This is a genomic window from Thalassobacillus hwangdonensis (assembly GCF_042675915.1).
GTDB classification, from domain to species: domain Bacteria; phylum Bacillota; class Bacilli; order Bacillales; family Halobacillaceae; genus Thalassobacillus_A; species Thalassobacillus_A hwangdonensis.
The window spans coordinates 779617-798993 of sequence record NZ_JBHTKL010000005.1 but is presented as its reverse complement, the minus strand read 5'-3'; the positions used below and the strand labels follow the sequence as shown (position 1 = coordinate 798993).

The following is a 19377-nucleotide window of genomic DNA, read 5'->3' as shown; positions in this document are numbered from 1 at the left end:
CCTCGCTGCTTTTGATCCTCTCAATATTACAAGTTTACCAGCTCATCCTCACTTAAGGTTTCCGAACCCTCAGGGTTGAACAAGCCGACTTTTAAATACTCCTTATGACTTTGATCAGATGAAACGTTGCGAAGTTGAAATGTGATTCTTTTTCCACCTTTAATATTCAACTTAATATTCACAGGCATGTCGTCTTTGTTCATTTTTTTACTATAGATGCTTGTCCCATCCAGAAGCACCTCAAACTCCACTTCCGTATTGGTGGTGTTTTGGTTTTTGATCACGCCTAGTGTACCTTGGAAAATGTGTTGATAATCCTCCATCGGAAACTCCAGCTTAAAGGTTTCTTTCATCCAGCGGCCGACTTGAAAGACATGACCGTTCTCATAAGTGTTCCCTCGGTTGTCTGTAAATTCTCCATTAAAGAAACGAGTATAGTATGTATGATATTTTTTCGGCTCTAATTTTGCACTGAACTTCCGCAGATGAGTCTTATGTTTGTCTCTTATTTCTTTGTGGTTATCTTTTAATGCGGAGACATAAATAAGAGCGAAAACATGAGCTAATATCCATCCTCCAACCACCAAGTAATGACCATCATCTATAAAATTCACCACACCCATTATCGCTTGTCTGAAAAATAATACATATAAATAGATACTTAATAGTCCTACAGCTAAAATGTTCAATATGTTCTTTCTCATTTTGATAAAGACTTTTTCTGTTTTAAGAATTAAATACAAACCAATGATATTAATCACAAGAGTAGCAAATCCAAACGCAGTACCTTCCAGGTCGAGTACGTTTTGAATGATATAAGGGAAAAAGACCATCGATAAAGCACTGAAATTATCGGCTAAACCATTAAACCATTGATAAGATGTATAAAGTGCTTGTATTACATAAGCCACGACAGTAAACATAAGTACCCCTAGTACCAACCCAAAACACCCTGTGCCGCTATCCCCACTTCCTCCTCTATCAGAAGAACCAACCATATATCCTAGAAAAAAATTAAACAATAAATTCCCCCCTCTTTCTATATCGAAAATAAAAATTAAATGAACGATATCGGATTCTATGTCTGAAGAAAACTTCTAATTATCTATTATCGTTCCAATCTCTTTATAAGGTGTCATAAAAAAAATAAAAAATTTTCAACTATGGCAGAAATAAGAACTTTTTATAGATTTGATTGTATGAAAATGGAATATTATCTATGATGGAATTGTCGACAATACATCGACCGCGCGCGATCAATAAGGAATTCAGATGACACTTCCATTCAATCCAGCTACATACGAAGCAAAACTAGACCAGTGCAAGCGCATCATTTACAAGCTCGCCAGAAACTTCCCGCACCTTGAAGACGACGAATTGTATCAGGAAGGAAAAATTGTGCTCTATGAATGCATGCAGACATACGAGGAAACACGATCCGCTTTTTCCACCTACTTCTATAACAAAATCACCTTCCGCTTCCTCGACCTTCACCGCCAACACATCCGCCATGCCAAAATTGGTTATCTATGTACAAGCACTACAGACACCTATGTACCGATCAACTCTCTCGATACAATCTTCAATGAAGATCTTCATCACTTGCTCACTCCCAATCAGCTGAAATGGTTCGACGGTCATGTAATTGAAGGAAGGACCTATAAGGAAATTGCAGCGAGAGAGAATACTAGTATTGATGCGGTGAAGGGATGGGGGCGGGCAGCAAAAAGCAAGTTGAGAACATATTTATCAATAGATAACTGACGAAGTAAGAAAAGTAGAAAGTGGAGTTTAGTCCTTGCTCAATAATCCAATAAAGCTACATAGGATTTATAGGAATGCCCTTATGCTTCCTATATAGTTAAGGACTGTCCCTTTCTAAAAGACAGCCCTTACAGTAAAATTTCAATCTATTGTTTTCGGTTAAGTTTAGCCAGGAACCAAGGATTCAATAAATTTTCTTTGTTATACAGTAGAGGAGTTTCTTCTCCTGCAACAGTCACTTGTCCTCCAGCATGTTCTACAACTGCTTGTCCTGCTCCAGTGTCCCACTCCATCGTAGGTGCATAACGTGGATAGTAGTCTGCTGTTCCTTCAGCAACCAAGCAAAGCTTAAGGGAACTTCCTGCTGAGACAGTTTCTACTTCATCGTAATCCTTTTTCAATGCTTCGATGAATTCTTCTGTTTCACTGGACATATGAGAGCGACTTGCAACTACCTTGACTTTATTCGTCTCTTTCGAGTGCTGAGGGAGAGCTACAGCTTTTTCAAAGAAAGTTTTTTCATTATCGAAGCTGATTGCACTCATGCCTTCCATCTTGAAAGCACCTTTTTCTTTATTACCCAAATAGAAGGTATCCAATGCTGGGGCGTAAACAACACCGAAGACTGGCTTTCCATTTTCAATTAACGCGATATTGACAGTGAATTCCCCGTTCTTTTTGATGAATTCTTTTGTTCCGTCAATTGGATCTATTAGCCAGAACTTATCCCACTCAGACCTTTCTTCGTAAGGGATTCCTTTTCCTTCTTCACTTAGAATAGGAATCTCCGGATAGTGCTTCTCAAGTGCACTTTTGATAAGTTCATGTGATTTTTTGTCAGCGATGGTCAGCGGGGAGTCATCTTCTTTATACTCGACGTCAAAGTCAGTTTGATAGATTTCCATGATTGCTTGACCTGCTTCGTAAGCAGCTTTTATTACTGGTAGCATCATTCATTCCTCCTGAAATAAATAATCGCCAGTAGACATACTGGCGATATCTTGTTAAATTAGCTTATTTTCAACTAAGTGGTTAATGATCGTTTCCACTGATTCATCCAATGTTTGGCGATCTGTTTCCACTACGACCTCTGGGCTATTCGGCTCTTCATATGGTGCATCAATTCCTGTAAATCCTTTGATTTCTCCTGAGCGAGCCTTCTCGTACAACCCTTTAGGATCACGTTTCTCACATTCTTCTAATGAACATTTTACGTACACTTCGATGAATTCGCCTTCCTCCAGCAATTCACGTACTTGATCACGATCTTCACGGTAAGGTGAGATGAAAGCCGTCAATGTTACTAACCCAGCGTCATTCATAAGCTTTGCCACTTCACCGATTCGACGGATATTCTCCGTCCGATCTTCTGGACTGAATCCAAGGTTTTTGTTCAACCCGTGACGAACGTTGTCCCCGTCAAGACGGTAGGAGTGAATGCCACGTTCATGCAAGGCTTTTTCCAAAGCGACAGAAACAGTGGATTTTCCTGAACCGGATAAACCAGTAAACCATAATACAGGGCTTTTATGATTATTCAATTCCTGACGATGTTCTTTTGTCACATTTGACTCATGCCAAGTTACATTTGTAGATTTCATAGTTATTTCCCCCTAGATGAATTTAAAGAATACGATGCTGATCGTCGTAACCATGACAATCAGCGTCAATGGTAGTCCTGTCTTCAAATAATCTTTAAAAGCGTAACCGCCAGGACCATAAACGATTAAATTTGTTTGATAACCAATCGGTGATAAAAAGCTCGCGGAAGCTGCAACAGCAACCAGGACTGCCATCCCGAGTGGATCCATATTGGATTGGGTGGCAACTTCATACCCAATTGGGAACATAATGACAGCAGCTGCATTATTGGTAATCAATTCGGTAAATAGATTCGTCAGGAGATAAAGCGTAATTAGTATAGCAATAATACCATAAGGAGCCAGAAGCCCCATCAGTCCATTTGCCAGCCATTCTCCTGTCCCGGTCTGTATAATGACATTACCAATTCCAAGTGCACTTGCAATTAACAACAACACTTGGAACTGTGTAGATGTTTTGGCTTGATGCGGTGTTAGAATTTTCAAAGCTAGCAATAATCCAGTAGTGATAACCATCGCTTTGAATATAGACAAGATATTGAATGTAACTAATCCAATCATAAATAGCATCACAATTAATGCCACCCATCCTTTATTTTCACTCTCTTGGAATTTGGCATCTCCCACTGGTGAAGTCAGATAAAAGTCCCTCCGTTCTTCAATGTTCTGTTTGAAATCCGAACCTGCAATCAGCAGCATCAAGTCACCTGACTTCGGAATGATTTCCCCAATCTTCCCTTGTACCTTTTCGTCATTACGATGAACGGCAAGGACTGCAGCATCGTATCGTTCTCGGAAACGACTGGCCTTGATTGTCCTTCCAAGCAAAGATGATTGGTGGGATACGACGATTTCGACTAATTGACTGCTGCCATTCTTAATATCATCCAATGTCAGATCAGTACCTGTATCCAGTTGAAGACCTTTTCGTTTCTGAAGATCGGCGATGGTAGAAATCATTCCTGAGAAAATCAGCCGGTCACCACCTTGAACGATTGTCTTACTGGTTACAGGTGAGATACGCTCCTTACCACGAATGATTTCAATCAAATATAACCCTTTCAGGTTACGCAACTGTGCTTCTTCAATTGATTGACCTATGTATGGAAATTCTTCCGTAACAACCATTTCACTTAAATAGTCTTTCGTGTTCTCTCTGACCTTTTCAATTAAGCTTTTATGATTGGGTAAAAGATGATGGCCAATGAAAATCATATATAAGAGACCCAGGATCGTAATAGGGAGACCAATCCATGCTAATGTAAAGAAAGAGAATCCACTTTCTCCAAAATCCAGTAATAAACCATGTACGACTAGATTCGTTGACGTCCCCATCAGAGTAATCGTTCCACCTAATATAGAAGCGTAGGAAATCGGTATTAAAAACTTGGATGGTGAAATGTCATGATCAGAAGCCCATTTACGGACAATCGGTGTCAACGTTACCACGATAGGAGTATTATTCAGAAAAGCTGAAAAAGCCGAGATCGGAACCAGTAAGCGAAACAAAGCACTTTCTCGAGTTGAAGCATCCTTTAACAAGGAAGATACTAACCGCTCTACCAATCCACTGCGTTCAAAAACACCCGCAATGATAAACAGTAGTCCAATCGTAAGCATTCCTTCATTCGAAAACCCTACCAATGCTTCACTTGTCGTCACAACGCCTGTGAGCATAAAGAAAAACAAAGTGAAAAATACAAGCAAATCTGGTCGGGCTATTTCGAAAAATAACCCGACCAGCATTAATATAATTCCAATGATCACAAGGATCATATCCATCGTCATTTAAACCACGATCCTTATACCGGCTGCATTCCTTTAATTAGTACATCAGCAACTTCTGGACGAGAAAATTCTTTCGGTGGACGTTCTCCGTTACGAAGGAGTTCACGTACTTTAGTTCCACTTAGGTGGACATGTTCAGACTTATCATGCGGGCATGTTTTCGCTGAAGCCATATTTCCACACTTCTTACAGTAGAAGGCATGCTCAAACTTGAAGATTTGAATACCTAGTTCGTCTTCAAATTGAGTGATGAAGTCTTGTGCCTCATACGTTCCATAATAGTCACCTACACCTGCATGATCACGGCCAACGATAAAGTGTGTACATCCGTAGTTTTTGCGAACAATTGCATGCAAAATCGCTTCTTTTGGACCTGCATAACGCATAGCAGCTGGATAAATTACAAGACGTGTACGATCTTCAGGATAGTAGTTCTTCAAAATGACTTGATAGCTTTCCATACGTACATCCGCAGGAATATCATCCGATTTCGTTTCCCCAACAAGAGGATTAAGCAGTAAACCATCAACAGCTTCAAGTGCACATTTCTGAATGTATTCGTGTGCACGGTGAACCGGATTACGCGTTTGGAACCCAACTACTGTTTTCCACCCTAAATTCGCAAACATTTCACGCGTTTCACTTGGATCCATATAGAAATCATTGAAATCACCATGGTCTGGACGATTCAATAGCGTGATTGGTCCACCAAGATAAATATCCCCACGTTCATACAATTTCTTTACACCAGCATGAGCTTCTTCAGTCGTACCGTAAACCTTTTCAGCTTCTACCTTTTTGTCGTAATCGTATTTATCTTCGAGGTGAAGCGTACCATAAATGACACCATCTTCCCCTTTAAGAGCAATTTCATCACCAATCTGGTAGTTTTCCGCTTCTTCATGAGAAACTGATAGAGTAATTGGTACACTCCACACGGTACCGTCAGCAAGACGCGTATTATGTACAACACTTTCATAATCTTTTTGCCCCATAAATCCTGCTAGGGGACTGAACCCACCTATACCGATCAGTTCAAGGTCGGAAAGTGCCCAAGCTGAAATAGTTAGTGATTTTAAAGATTTCGCTTTAGATAAAGTATTCTCTCTATCCCTTTTCTGTAGTTCTCTGTTAATTAAAATTCCACCGTGTGCTGAAATAGACATACAAAAACCTCCAATTATTTATACAAAAAATTTATTATTACTTTACAATAGTAAACTAAGACATCAAACTTCTCTCTTCTTACTCAACACTTCTTAAAGAATTTTCAAATCCCCAAGCATCCCGACACATTGTAACTATTCCACGTTTAGCTATCCACCCCAGTTCTCGTTCGGCCTTTGAAACATCGGCAAAACATAATGCAATATCGCCAGGCCTACGATCTACTATTTCATAAGGAACCCTTAACCCATTTGCTTCCTCGAATGCATTTACTAGCTCTAGCACACTTGTTCCTTTACCAGTTCCCAAGTTATAGACATGAGCACCTTCTTTAAGATTATCAAATGCTGCTACATGGCCTTCTGCCAAATCTACTACGTGAATGTAATCCCGTACACCAGTACCATCTTTTGTTGGGTAGTCATTTCCAAACACCTGAAGCTTATCAATTTTCCCTTGAGCAACCTGAGTAATATAAGGCATAAGGTTATTTGGAATGCCATTAGGTACTTCACCTATTAAACCACTTTCATGAGCACCTACTGGATTAAAATATCGAAGTAGAGCAACTGAGATTTCGGGATTAGCCTTAACAATATCTGTAAGTATCCTCTCACTCATTGACTTTGTTTCACCATAAGGGTTTGTTGTTGGTAAAAGGTCCATACCTTCAAAAAAAGGAACATCGTTATCCCCATACACTGTTGCAGATGAACTAAAGACAAAACGTTTCACACCATACTGTTGACAGGCATTAATAAGCACCATAGTGCTAACAATATTATTATAATAGTAGGTCAGTGGTACTTCAACAGATTCTCCTACAGCTTTTAGTCCTGCAAAATGAATCACCCCATCGAAGGAATGTTTTTTGAATATTTCTTCAACATCGTATTTGTTAGTAACATCAACTTGATAAAACTCAAAATTCTTATTGGCTATTTGTTTTATTCTATCTAGTGTATCTGCTTTACTATTACAAAAGTTATCAACAACTACTATTTTGTGGCCAGCTTCCAGTAGAGTAACACAAGTGTGTGACCCTATGTATCCTGCACCACCAGTTACTAATATCACCATAGAAACTCCCCCCTTTAATAATTTATTTATGTAAATTCAGAGACATATTCCTCCAATTTAGTTTTAGATTCTTTAAAAGAACAAACGGTTTTAAACAAAATCCCATAAACTAAATTATCTGTTCTATTCTATTAATAAAAAGAACTAATAGATAGATAACAAAATGTGTTTTATTTTGATATTTCTTTTTTAAATTTAACTTTAAAACAAATATGCATAATTATCTAAACAAAAATCCAGAAAATTCACTGCTGATTAAAAATATTTAAATACTTTTATATTAAAGCGACGACTTACAATATAATAGCCAATAATATTTGCTATCGCCATAGTGACCATTGTAGCTATTGCAGCTCCTAATAGCCCCAATGGCGGAATTAATACTATATTCAATATTACATTTAGCAGAAAAGCAAAAATATTTGTGTACATTTGAAATCTTGGTGCTCCAGTCATTGAGAGCATTAACCATACTCCTCCGACTGAAAGATTAATGAAATATCCCAGTGAGCGTAATATTAATGCCCCCTGTCCAGACTGAAACTCTTCACCAAAAATCATTAATAAGAAATTACTACTTACAATAATCAACAATGTAGCACTAAATGATACAAGAGCAAGTATTCTTGTTGCTTTTATATATAAATCTTTCATTTCCTCTAATCTATTAGAATGAAATAATCTTGAAATCTCTGGAGCAAATACAGTATTAAAAATTAATAACAACGAGGATAGAAGATTAGTGACCTGTACGGTTACCTGATAAATACCTACACTTCGACTATCTCGTAGCCATTGTAACATCAATATATCCGTCCTATTAAGTAAGGTTGCCATAATTGAAGCTAATATTAGAGTTATAGAATATCTGACATAAATACTGTTATAATTTACTTCCTTAATAAGGTGAAGAAACCTTTTAATGTATAACATATTTGAAAATATATACGCCAGCACCACACTTAATAATATACTTAGTATGTCTTTACCAATTAAAAAATAAAAAAATACTAGCAACCCAATTCTCAATACCATGTGATATAAGCCGTTAATTGAATAGTATTGCTTGATTTTTTCTTCACTTTTATAAATCCCAAAAAATATTTGCTCCATCGAAAGTAGCCATATTAATGGTAATGCCAATAAAATCGTTGAATCTTCTAAAAAGAAAGAAACAATTAACATCAAAGCTATAGAAGCTAATGCGTTCATAAATAAACTTAAACTGATATATTTACTTCCATCTTTGGGAATTGAATAAATAACCCCATTGTTGAATCCAAGAGTTGCTATAACCATCAAAACTTGCATCAATGTGAATGCAAATGTAAATTCACCAAATAACTCCGGTCCATACAGTCTGGCACAAATCAATGTAAATACTAAACTGAAAATCATGTAGGACATTCTTCCAAAAAATGACTCAGTTATTTTTTTCAGAAAATGATTCTTTGCCATTTTATTCAAATGTTTTTCAACTTGTCTCATTATGCATTTAAGTCCTCGTTTTCAGAGTTTTAGATCATCATCACCAAATTATAGTTGATACCATTTGCTTAAATCTTTATTAATCAAATGTTCAAGTTCTTTTATATCATCTGTGTAATACCTAGTGAGTTGTGACCTTATCTTCTGATCCATTGTCGTCTTAGTGTAATTTTTACTGAGTATTTTAGCTTTTACTTTTTGACGAAAGCTTTTTGGAACTATAAATTTAAGTAAGTTTTTAAACTGATTTTGGTTTCGTACGAATTTATTAATGATTTTTGATTTTGGAATACCACTAGGATTATTTTTAATATTATCAATTTCAAAGGTTATTTTCCCTAACCCTAAAAACTCCAATATATTATTAATTGAACCTTTTATATCCTGTGAAATTTCTTCTTGCATTAAAATGTGTACATTTTCTTTACCAAAAGTTTCAATGTAAGCTTTTACCTGTTCATAATACAATCCAGCATTCTTATAGTGCCATATAAATTCGTAATTGTTTTTAATCCTGTTTTCTTCCTCTTTCAAAGCATCCTCAAAACTTAATGCTTCTCTTTCGTCATTTTTTAAGTGCCAATATGCTGAATAGGCTCGATCCACTGGATTTCTTATACAAATAATTATTTTTGCTTTGGGGTTTAAATTGTGAATCTCTTTTGCTGTATGATAGTAATATAGATAATCAACAGAAGCCTCTCCTAAATATTTTTCTTTTCTATTTGAAAATAAGTCAAAATAGACTTCCTTTGAGGATATTTCTTCTTTCTCGCTTACATCATCACCAGGCCCTCTCATAGGAAATTCTTTGTAAGGTCTTGACAAATATTTTGGTTCCTTAACTTCAGAAAAAAATATATCTTCATGTTTCTGTAAATGAATGTATATTGTCGTTGTTGCTGACTTTGCAGCTCCAACTATAAATAAATTAGGTGTTTCTGTTCCCATATAATACTCCTATCCTCAACATTTAGATTCCATGGTAATTACCAAATGAACGCAATCTCTTAAAATAGTAAATACTTGAGTAATGCCCTTTAACTTTTCGCTCAAAATCTTTTAGTGTATCTTCATCTCTGATACCGATCCTACCTACTATCTTACTATAGTTCATACTCCCTCTGTTGACCATATCTGAAGTGTACAATCTACGATAAACTTTTTTATTATCTAGATACTGTAATATATTTTCGTTATACATTCCAAAAGGAAAGCAAAAATCATCCACTTTAATTTTACTGTTTTTATGGATGGAATCATTAACATTTATTATTTCACTTGCAAAATTAGCATCATTTATCTTTCTTGAATCAATATGTGATTTTGTATGTGCACCAAATTCTACATAACCTGATTGATACATTTCGTTTATCATATCCCAGGTTAGATAATTTTGAGTCCCAATGTAATCTAACGTTAAAAAAATATTGAACTTTATTTTATACTTTAATGCCAAAGGAAAAACAAACTCATAGTTTGAAACAAATCCATCGTCGAAGCTAATTACTATAGTTTCCTGTGAAATCAGTTTATCATTCTCTTGTTCTGAGAATAATAAAGTTTGATAATTGTTTTTACTTAAATACATAAATTGTTCTTCAATTTTTTTATAATTTATTCTCATAAAGCTCATCCCACTATCTAACGTAACGTCATGATAATAGATATGAACAGGTTTTGACACCGGTATAAATTTACTTGAGAACTCTATAATTTTTTTCGTAATTAAATTCATTGTATTTCACCTTCAATTTATTTTTTCCACTTCGATAAATTTATATTGAGTAGTTCTTCAAGCTTGTTTATATCATTTGAAAAATAATCAATAAGTCTAATTCGGGTTTCAAACTGCATTTTTTCCTTAGTTAGTAATTTACTAAAAATAACACCTTTAACCTTTTCTTTTGCTTTTGCACTAGGAATCATATTCTTAATAATCTGTTTAAGCCACTTGTTTTGAACGAGAGACATTATTTTTTTATTCTTTGGAACTCCGGATATATTGTAATTAATCAAATCCTCATCCTTAAAATTAGATTTAGGAATTTCAAGGAAGTCACAAATGGAGTTTAATACAATAACAGAATCCTCCTTAAAATCATCAAAAATTACAACTTTAACCTGATCTACTCCAAAAACATCTATAAAATGTTTTACTTTATCATAGTACAAGCTCATACTTTTCAAATGCCACATGCAACCATAATTTAAATTAATTCTTTCTTCCTCGTGTTCTAAAGCAAATTCAAAGGTTTTTGTTTCTCTTCCATCACGGGTTAAATGTGTATAAGCAGAATATGCTCTATCAACAGGATTTCTTAACATTAAAATTATTTTAGCATCAGGATTATATTCCTTAATTTCCTCTGCACTTTTTTCAAAATAAAGATAATCTGAAGATGATTCTCCCCTTATTTGATATTCCTCAGACCCTTCAAATAAAGCTTCATAATCAGTAGAATGTATGATTATATCATCTATATTTCTATCCCCAGGTCCTTGATGAGGAAATTTGAGCTGGTTTCTTATGAAATATTGCGGCTCTTTAAAGTTAGACATATAAATATTCTCATGTAAATTCAAGTAATTATGTAGAGAAGTTGTTCCACACTTTGACATTCCGGCGATAAATAAATTCACTTTAGTCATTTAATACCACCCGCCACTATTTTGGAGTAAAGGTCCTCTATTTCATCATAATGTCTATTTTCGATTATAATTTTTTTGATTTTATTTTTCCCTTTTTCTTTTTCTTCACTTGGAAAAGAACCTTTAGTTAATCTTCCCTTTTTTATCGCCTTATTTTTCACATCATCATTTGCTTGTTCGATTAACTTTCTCCAATTTTTTTCTTTACTAGTATTGAAAAGTTTATTGTTTATGACTACTGTTTTTAGGGTTTGCTCGGGTTTAGTAATGAGATCATTAAAATCAATGATTAAAAAGGAATCCCTGTTATTAAGTACATAAGTATAAAAATCTTTATACTTCAACATTTCTTGATTTATTTTTTTTTCATTAATTAAATGAATCTCTGTAAAACGATACACATATGAAGATATAGCATTAATAGGATCTCTAATAATAACAATACATGGTATATTCTTATTTTTTGCTAATTTGATATTAGCTAAAGTATGTGTGTGATGAGACATATTAATATCTTCTTTATAATTTTGAATCATAAACATTAATAAGGTATTTCCACTTGAGGGATAAGCTTCTACACATAACTCGGTATTTTTGTTTGTCACATTTTTATAGTAATTTTCTTTCTCAAAAACATATTTCATTTTCGAATATAGAAAAGGCCTCTTTTTAATATAGTTCAATAAATTATTTCTATAATTTAATAATTGCTTTTTATTCATTTAAGACACCCTCTTTCCGAATAAATTTAATAATAGATAAATAAAACATATACTTGAAAAAATCCCTATAGTGTATGCAAATGCACTTAACAAAGATCCTCTTAAAATAAAAAATTGTAAACCTAGTAAAAATAAATAGAAGACTTTAACAAGAGACCAATTTCTATAATGATTACTCCAAAAATGTTTATCTAATCTTGCATTAATAATTGCAAGGAAAATTATAAAAGTTAAAATCCCTAAGAACCCAAAATTTATATAACCTTCACCGAAATAATTCATTGATATATTATTGTAATTAAGACCTAAATAATCTGAAACAAATGCACCGCTCGCTACTGATTTTTGGTCCCACATTGATCGTGGAACAAAAAAAAGTAGAGTTGTCCATAATTGGTCCCCCATTGTTATTATATTGTACTTTGTTACTCGCATAAACATTTGATAGGTATCAAAATGTCCTTGAGTAAACATTTCAAAATCAAGTCTAAACTTAATTTCATTAATATTAGAAATCCTTCTAAATTGATGTAGAAATGGAAAAACAATTAAAAAACCAGCTAAAACAATATGATTCAATTTCATATAGGAAGTTCTTAAGGTTTTAAAATAAACGATTAATAATGGTAAATATGTTGCAGCGATATAAAACCTAGCATTTGCTGTAGGGAAATTAGTTAACAAAACTAAAGTAATCAATAGAATTTCAATAAATTTATTCTTGTCAATATATAACTTAAAGAATATAAGACATATTATAGGTATAGGATAAATGAATTTAGTAATTATCAGAGTTAAAGGTTTACTAACATCCTCACTTTCTGCCAAGTTGGTTCTCATGAATAAGTTTTTCCATTCATAATTATTAAAGTCTACAATGATAATAGATGCACACACTGCAACTATTAATAAAAATAGTGATGAGTACTCCAATGTTTTTTTTGTATAAGTTTTATAATTCTCTTTTTTTAATTTCCTCCTAGTAAAATCTATTTTACTATTTAAAATATATAGGAAGTAATATGTTAATATAATTATTATTATTATTCCATTTTGTTTAATGTAATCATCACTAGTAAACCCAGTTCCGCCCCATAAGGAAACCCCATATTTATATTGCACATAAGGGCTGATCCCAAAGAAGAAAATTGAAAATAACATAAACATTTTATTTAGACTAAAGGGGTATGGGTCACCGAAATACATTAAAGTGAAACTCAGTAATAAAATTATCAAAAAGGATAGCATTACTCCTGAATTATGATAATATCCTTCAATTCTAAATATAGATAAGGTAGATATAAAAAGAATAAAATATAAAATTGATAAAAAAACTCTTGTTCGAGACATGCGATAACCGACTCTCATTTCTATTATAGTAAAGAATTTTTTTCACTTTAATTGTTTGTGTTCAGAAAAAAATAAACCATAATGTCGAAGATAACCCATGAATTTTTCTACTTTATTATAATTCTTACGGGCAGTTTGCAAACAGTATTGACTACTAATTCCATGAGCTTTTCTAACGTTATAAATTAAATCCATTGTATCCTTTGATTTTACTACTATACCAGTACCTGAAGTAAGAGACTCACCACTTCCTCCGGTATCAAACGTTACTACGGGTGTACCACAAGCCAAGGCTTCAAGATTAGTAGTGGGAAATGTATCTTCTAGAGTAGGATTTACAAATACATCAGCACAGGAGTATAACTTTGCTAATTCATAAACATCATTCGTATGAGTAATTCCAATTATGTTTCTAGGTAGCTGGCTTTTTTGTGCATTAGTTACGCCAACAAGCACAATAACTTCATTTTCATTTAATTTTTGAGCCATTTCAATAAAATAATTAAACCCTTTTCTATCATTCCAGTTTCCAGCTACCCCTAGGTAAACATATTCTTCTTCAATTCCTAACTTACTTTTGAAATGTGATTTTCTTGGCTTAAATATCTCAGTATCTATACCGTTATTTATTACTTTCACAGGATAATCCTTTAAGAATGAATCATTAACTAAATTAGCTAACCACTCTGAAGGTGTAACAATAGTTAAATCTTTTACACCAGTAAATATTTTTTTCTTATCATCATAATTCTTGGTGGAGTTATCTAACCCAATACTTTTAGGATATTGATTTTTTTGAGGACAATTATAACATTGATACTTCCAGCGTTCACAGCCAACAAATTCAAAATGACTACAGTGTCCTGTAAAGGTCCAACAGTCATGTAAAGTCCAAACAACTTTTTTGTTAGCTTCTTTTAAATATTTAAATAATAATTCAATATCTATATAATACCCATGAAGGTTATGTAAATGTATAACATCAGGATCTAACATTTTCACCTTTTTAATAAATTCCTCAGTTGCCTTTCGCGAAGCAAATCCATGTCTATCAAGAATTCTTGTCTTTGCAACATGATAATAATTATCTAACTTTGAACCAATTCTAATTGCATTTTCACAATTAACTGCATCTCCTCTACCATATGCAATGTAACTATCATGGCCTTGCTCAACTAATATTTTATGGATATCTGTCGCTATTCTACCAGTACTGCCAACTCCACATACTGAATTGATCTGTAAAACCTTCACAGTTATTTCCTCCAAACAACCCTTTGCACATAATCAGTATAAGACAAGATAATTCTAACTACCTTGTCAGATACATTAGGCATGCTATAATCACTAACAATTCTTAGAGTATCTCTTTCTTGTTTTTCTAAAACATCCAAACCTTGTAAGATTCTTTCTTTCTTCAGTCCCACCATCATAACTGACGCTTCTTCCATTGCTTCTGGTCTTTCATGAGCTTGTCTAATATTAAGAGCTCTAAGGCCAAGAATGGAAGACTCCTCACTTATTGTTCCACTATCACTCAGAACAGTATTAGCTTTAAGTTGAAGCTTAACATAATCGTTAAATCCTAAAGGTTTCATTGTTTTAATTAAAGGATTAAATTTTACCCCTTTAGCTTCAATCATATTTCTAGTTCTAGGATGCGTACTTACAATGATTGGTAGGTTATATCTTTCCGCTATTGCATTGAGGCTATCTACTAAATCTTTAAAGTTAATTTCAGAACTAATATTTTCTTCTCTGTGAGCAGATACTACAAAGTATTCCCCTTCATTAAGTCCTAATCTTTCAAGTACATCTGATTTCTCAATATCTTTCTTCCTTGAATTAAGAACTTCAAACATTGGACTTCCTGTTTTTATAATTCTATCAGAAGGTAACCCTTCTCTTAATAAGTATTCTCTTGCAATGTCACTATAAGTTAAATTTATGTCTGCAGTATGGTCAACAATTTTTCTATTGGTTTCTTCAGGTACCCTTTGATCAAAGCATCTATTTCCTGCTTCCATATGAAAGATAGGGATTTGTCTTCTTTTGGCTGCAATGGCACATAAACAACTATTTGTATCACCAAGAACTAAGAAAGCTTCAGGATTAACTTCCTCCATAATGGGATCAATTTTTACCAAAATGTTCCCTATGGTCTCGACAGCAGTTCCAGTAGCGGCATTTAAAAAATAATCTGGTTTTTTTATATTGAAATCTTCAAAAAAGACTTCGTTTAACTCATAATCATAATTTTGGCCTGTATGTACAAGAATATGTTCAATAGCATTTGATTTCTCTAATTTATTTATCACAGCCGATAACCTGATAATTTCTGGCCTTGTTCCAACCACTGTCATAACTTTCATTTTTTTCATTATTAAACCTCCAAGTAATACGTGTCAGGATTATTTGGATCAAACAACTCATTAGCCCACATAATTGTAACCATATCTGTCTGTCCCAAATTTTCAATATTATGGGTATAGCCTGTAGGGATATCTACTACTTCCATTTTGTCTTCACTAACGTAGTATTCTATTACTTCATCAGAATCAATTTTTCTGAAGCGAATTACTCCTTTTCCTCTTACAACTAGAAACTTTTCATTCTTTGAATGATGCCAATGGTTTCCCTTAGTAATACCAGGCTTCGAGATATTTATTGAAACTTGTCCTCTATCTTCCGTCTTAATAAATTCAGTAAATGAACCCCTTTGATCAACATTCATCTTAAGATCATAGTTGAATTGGTCTTGGGGCAAATAACTAAGATAGGTACTATATAACTTTTTAATAAACGGGTCAGACATATTAGGTATCGAACGTTCTGTACGACTTTTTTTAAAGGAGTAAATTAAATTAACAATTTCACCTAACTGCTTAGAATGGATAAATGGAACTTCATAAAATTCTCCATTTGGGTAAACATTTTTATGTAAATTCGTAATTAATTCTTCTACTACATCATCAATATAAACTAAATTCATAACCACCTCGGGGTCATGCACAGTGATTTCTTTACCATGAGCAATATTGTGACAGAATGTAGCTATAGCACTGTTATAATTCGGCTTTGCCCATTTTCCGAATACGTTAGGAAACCTATATATAAGTATCTTTGCTCCAGTTTCCTTTTTATATTCAATAAGTAGATCTTCTCCTGCCTTTTTACTTCTTCCGTATGGATTATCTCTTTCAGCTTGAATTGAAGAGGAAATCATTATTGGACAAGTATTTTTGTGTTCTTTTAATGTATTAAGTAAAGTTGAAGTAAAATCATAATTTCCCTCCATAAATTCAGAGTCCGACTTCGGGCGGTTTACTCCAGCAAGATGAAAAACAAAATTTGCTTCCTTACAATATTGATCCAGTAAAGCAGGTTCTGTTTCCCTGCTATATTCCAAGGTTTTTATATTGTTATGATTTCTTAACTCTGCTACTAAATTTCTCCCAATAAACCCTTTAGCACCAGTAATTAATACATTCATTAATTATTCCAACCTTTCAATTCTTCTCTAACATAATCGAGGCTTAATAATTTATCTTTTATTTGGTCCATATTTAATCTATCAGTATTGTGAGAGTTGTATTCCTCATCAGTAGATAATTTTTCGTCACCTTCCACAAAATATTTATCGTAGTTAAGATCCCTTTTATCTGCTGGTACTTGATAAAAGCCACCTAAATCTTGAGCAACTACATGTTCTTCTTTAGTAAGTAAAGTTTCATATAATTTTTCACCATGACGAGTACCTATGATTCTAATTTCATTATCTACATTAAATAAATCCTTAATAGCTTCAGCTAAATCTCCAATAGTTGTACCAGGTGATTTTTGAACCATAATATCACCTGCTTTAGCATTTTCAAAGGCAAAGGCTACTAGTTCTACAGCATCTTCCAAGCTCATAAGAAACCTTGTCATATTTGGATCAGTAACTGTTAATGGCTGACCACTTTTAATTTGCTCTATAAATAAAGGTATTACGGAACCTCTAGAAGCCATAACATTTCCGTAGCGTGTACCACAAATTAATGTTCTTTCAGGGTCAACAGTTTTGGATTTTGCTACAAAGACTTTTTCCATCATAGCTTTAGAGATACCCATTGCATTAATAGGATAAGCTGCCTTATCAGTAGACAAACAAATCACTTTCTTTACTCCTCTTTCAATTGCAGCAGTAAGAACATTTTCAGTTCCCATAATATTAGTCTTAACAGCCTCCATAGGGAAGAATTCGCATGATGGAACCTGCTTTAGTGCTGCTGCATGAAATACATAATCCACTCCATACATAGCGTCTTTCACACTATTTTTATCTCTCACATCGCCTATGTAAAATTTTATTTTTTCATTTCTATAAAGCTTTCGCATGTCATCTTGCTTTTTTTCATCCCGAGAAAAAATTCTTATTTCTTTTACATCCGTATTCAGAAACCTTTTCATAACAGCATTCCCAAAGGAACCTGTGCCACCTGTAATTAGCAGTGTTTTATTTTTGAACATGTTGCTTATCCTCCATTATAGCTCTGTCATTAAAATAACTGTCAAATTTATTAAGAAGATCAGTTTTATTAAAGTTTTTATCATAGTAATCCCTTGCGTTCCTTCCTATTTCATGCAATTCTATTGGTGATTTACTTAATAGTTCAATTATTTTTTCTTTTAATTTGTCCACATCACCAGGAGGACTGCATTCACCTGCACTAGACTCATTGATGATTTGTCTAGTCTCCCCTTGTGCGGATGCTATTATTGGTATACCACACGCCATATAAGACTGAAGTTTAGCTGGAATTGTCATTGAAAATAAAGGGCTATCAGTTAAACATAGGAATGCAGCATCGTTTGCAGCCATTAGTTCAGGAATTCGAGTTGCAGGCTGTTTTGGGATAAAATTAAACATATCAGAGATATTTTTAGAATTTACTAACTCAATTAAGTTATTTTTATATCTACCATCTCCTACAATATTAAATCTAACCCTTTTTTTGAGATTTGCATTTTTTAGTTTCGCAGCAACTTCAGGTAATATGTCTAACCCTTGAGAAGTCCCAATATTCCCCGCAAATATAATATTAAACGCATTATCATTAGGAATTTCATCAATACTTGTTTTATCTATTGGTTGATAGAAGTCCTCAGCATACTGTGGCCAATACTCTATTTTTTCCGTTGGCACTCCTCTATGATTAATAGATGTAATAAAGCTCCTTGATGTAGTAAATATTTTAGTACAGCGGTTATATATGTAATTAACCATTTTACCTATTATATTAATAATCCAATTATTTTTTATCCCAGACAATGTTTCAAAGTTTTCAGGCCATAAATCTTGCACATATAAATAGCATGGGACTCTCCTTTTTTTTGCATACCAAACTCCAGGTAAAGCTTGTGTCATAGGAGAGACCTCAAATATAAATACATAATCGGCTTTTATCTGAGTGAATAAATTCCAAAAGAACCCAGATGCTACAAATGACACATAATTCAATGCCAACATTATAGAGCTGTTTCCTCTTGGGATTAATGGGATTCTGACGATTTCGATATCATTATAGGTTTCTTTCCTAGCTTTTAATAGTCCATATCCCTTAAAATACTTACCTTGTGGATAATTTGGAATTCCCGTTATGACAGTTACTTTATAACCTTTTTTTACCCACTCAGTACATATATCATTTATTCGAAATTGTTCGGGGTAGAAATATTGTGATATTACTAATATATGCTTTTTCAAATTTATATCCACCCTT

The 19377-nt window shown here is 33.6% G+C and carries 18 protein-coding genes; 1 reads left to right on the top strand and 17 read right to left on the bottom strand.

Annotated elements, in window-relative coordinates; all coding sequences use genetic code 11:
• Window positions 1-26: 26 nt before the first annotated feature.
• Complete coding sequence (locus ACFQ2J_RS13440; RefSeq protein ID WP_386061344.1) at window positions 27-1022, bottom strand: NPCBM/NEW2 domain-containing protein; 996 nt, start codon at window positions 1020-1022, stop codon at window positions 27-29.
• Window positions 1023-1272: 250 nt separating this feature from the next.
• On the opposite strand from ACFQ2J_RS13440, the gene ACFQ2J_RS13435 reads away from it, so the two are divergent.
• Window positions 1273-1764 carry a sigma-70 family RNA polymerase sigma factor gene (locus ACFQ2J_RS13435; RefSeq protein ID WP_386061341.1) on the top strand — a complete coding sequence of 164 codons (492 nt, stop codon included), beginning with the start codon at window positions 1273-1275 and terminating at the stop codon, window positions 1762-1764.
• A 146-nt stretch (window positions 1765-1910) separates the two neighbouring features.
• Here the strand turns inward: ACFQ2J_RS13435 and cysQ are convergent, their stop codons facing one another.
• From cysQ to ACFQ2J_RS13355, 16 genes are all read right to left on the bottom strand, one after another.
• The gene (cysQ, locus tag ACFQ2J_RS13430) at window positions 1911-2714 is read right to left on the bottom strand and encodes a 3'(2'),5'-bisphosphate nucleotidase CysQ (protein WP_386061338.1); all 804 of its coding nucleotides are present in this window, start codon (window positions 2712-2714) and stop codon (window positions 1911-1913) included.
• 54 nt (window positions 2715-2768) lie between these two features.
• Window positions 2769-3365 (bottom strand): adenylyl-sulfate kinase, encoded by a 597-nt coding sequence (gene cysC / locus ACFQ2J_RS13425; RefSeq protein ID WP_386061335.1) that lies wholly within the window; start codon window positions 3363-3365, stop codon window positions 2769-2771.
• Between the two features lie 12 nt (window positions 3366-3377).
• Window positions 3378-5153, bottom strand: a complete 1776-nt coding sequence (locus tag ACFQ2J_RS13420) for an SLC13 family permease (protein WP_386061332.1) — start codon at window positions 5151-5153, stop codon at window positions 3378-3380.
• 14 nt (window positions 5154-5167) lie between these two features.
• Complete coding sequence (gene sat, locus ACFQ2J_RS13415) at window positions 5168-6319, bottom strand: sulfate adenylyltransferase (protein ID WP_386061329.1); 1152 nt, start codon at window positions 6317-6319, stop codon at window positions 5168-5170.
• A gap of 79 nt (window positions 6320-6398) precedes the next feature.
• Window positions 6399-7400: a UDP-glucose 4-epimerase GalE gene (gene galE / locus ACFQ2J_RS13410; protein WP_386061326.1), complete on the bottom strand. Its 1002-nt coding sequence runs from the start codon at window positions 7398-7400 to the stop codon at window positions 6399-6401.
• Between the two features lie 255 nt (window positions 7401-7655).
• The gene (locus ACFQ2J_RS13405; RefSeq protein WP_386061323.1) at window positions 7656-8888 is read right to left on the bottom strand and encodes a flippase; all 1233 of its coding nucleotides are present in this window, start codon (window positions 8886-8888) and stop codon (window positions 7656-7658) included.
• Window positions 8889-8936: 48 nt separating this feature from the next.
• Window positions 8937-9839 (bottom strand): sulfotransferase domain-containing protein, encoded by a 903-nt coding sequence (locus ACFQ2J_RS13400; protein WP_386061320.1) that lies wholly within the window; start codon window positions 9837-9839, stop codon window positions 8937-8939.
• Between the two features lie 22 nt (window positions 9840-9861).
• Window positions 9862-10626 (bottom strand): polysaccharide deacetylase family protein, encoded by a 765-nt coding sequence (locus tag ACFQ2J_RS13395; protein WP_386061317.1) that lies wholly within the window; start codon window positions 10624-10626, stop codon window positions 9862-9864.
• 17 nt (window positions 10627-10643) lie between these two features.
• Complete coding sequence (locus tag ACFQ2J_RS13390; protein ID WP_386061314.1) at window positions 10644-11540, bottom strand: sulfotransferase family protein; 897 nt, start codon at window positions 11538-11540, stop codon at window positions 10644-10646.
• Window positions 11537-12262, bottom strand: a complete 726-nt coding sequence (locus tag ACFQ2J_RS13385) for a hypothetical protein (RefSeq protein ID WP_386061312.1) — start codon at window positions 12260-12262, stop codon at window positions 11537-11539. Before ACFQ2J_RS13385 ends, ACFQ2J_RS13390 begins: the two co-directional genes overlap by 4 nt.
• Entirely contained in the window at window positions 12263-13612 is a 1350-nt protein-coding gene (locus ACFQ2J_RS13380; protein WP_386061309.1) for a hypothetical protein, read from the bottom strand.
• Window positions 13613-13654: 42 nt separating this feature from the next.
• Window positions 13655-14866 carry a glycosyltransferase gene (locus ACFQ2J_RS13375; RefSeq protein WP_386061306.1) on the bottom strand — a complete coding sequence of 404 codons (1212 nt, stop codon included), beginning with the start codon at window positions 14864-14866 and terminating at the stop codon, window positions 13655-13657.
• A gap of 2 nt (window positions 14867-14868) precedes the next feature.
• Window positions 14869-15993, bottom strand: coding sequence for a non-hydrolyzing UDP-N-acetylglucosamine 2-epimerase (gene wecB / locus ACFQ2J_RS13370; protein ID WP_386061304.1), 1125 nt, complete (start codon window positions 15991-15993; stop codon window positions 14869-14871).
• Between the two features lie 2 nt (window positions 15994-15995).
• Window positions 15996-17105, bottom strand: coding sequence for a capsular polysaccharide biosynthesis protein CapF (locus ACFQ2J_RS13365; RefSeq protein WP_386061302.1), 1110 nt, complete (start codon window positions 17103-17105; stop codon window positions 15996-15998).
• On the bottom strand, window positions 17105-18124 hold the full coding sequence (locus ACFQ2J_RS13360; protein ID WP_386061299.1) for a polysaccharide biosynthesis protein: 1020 nt from the start codon (window positions 18122-18124) through the stop codon (window positions 17105-17107). Before ACFQ2J_RS13360 ends, ACFQ2J_RS13365 begins: the two co-directional genes overlap by 1 nt.
• Window positions 18111-19361 (bottom strand): glycosyltransferase family 4 protein, encoded by a 1251-nt coding sequence (locus ACFQ2J_RS13355; protein WP_386061296.1) that lies wholly within the window; start codon window positions 19359-19361, stop codon window positions 18111-18113. The genes ACFQ2J_RS13360 and ACFQ2J_RS13355 overlap by 14 nt, the downstream gene beginning before the upstream one ends.
• Window positions 19362-19377: the final 16 nt, after the last annotated feature.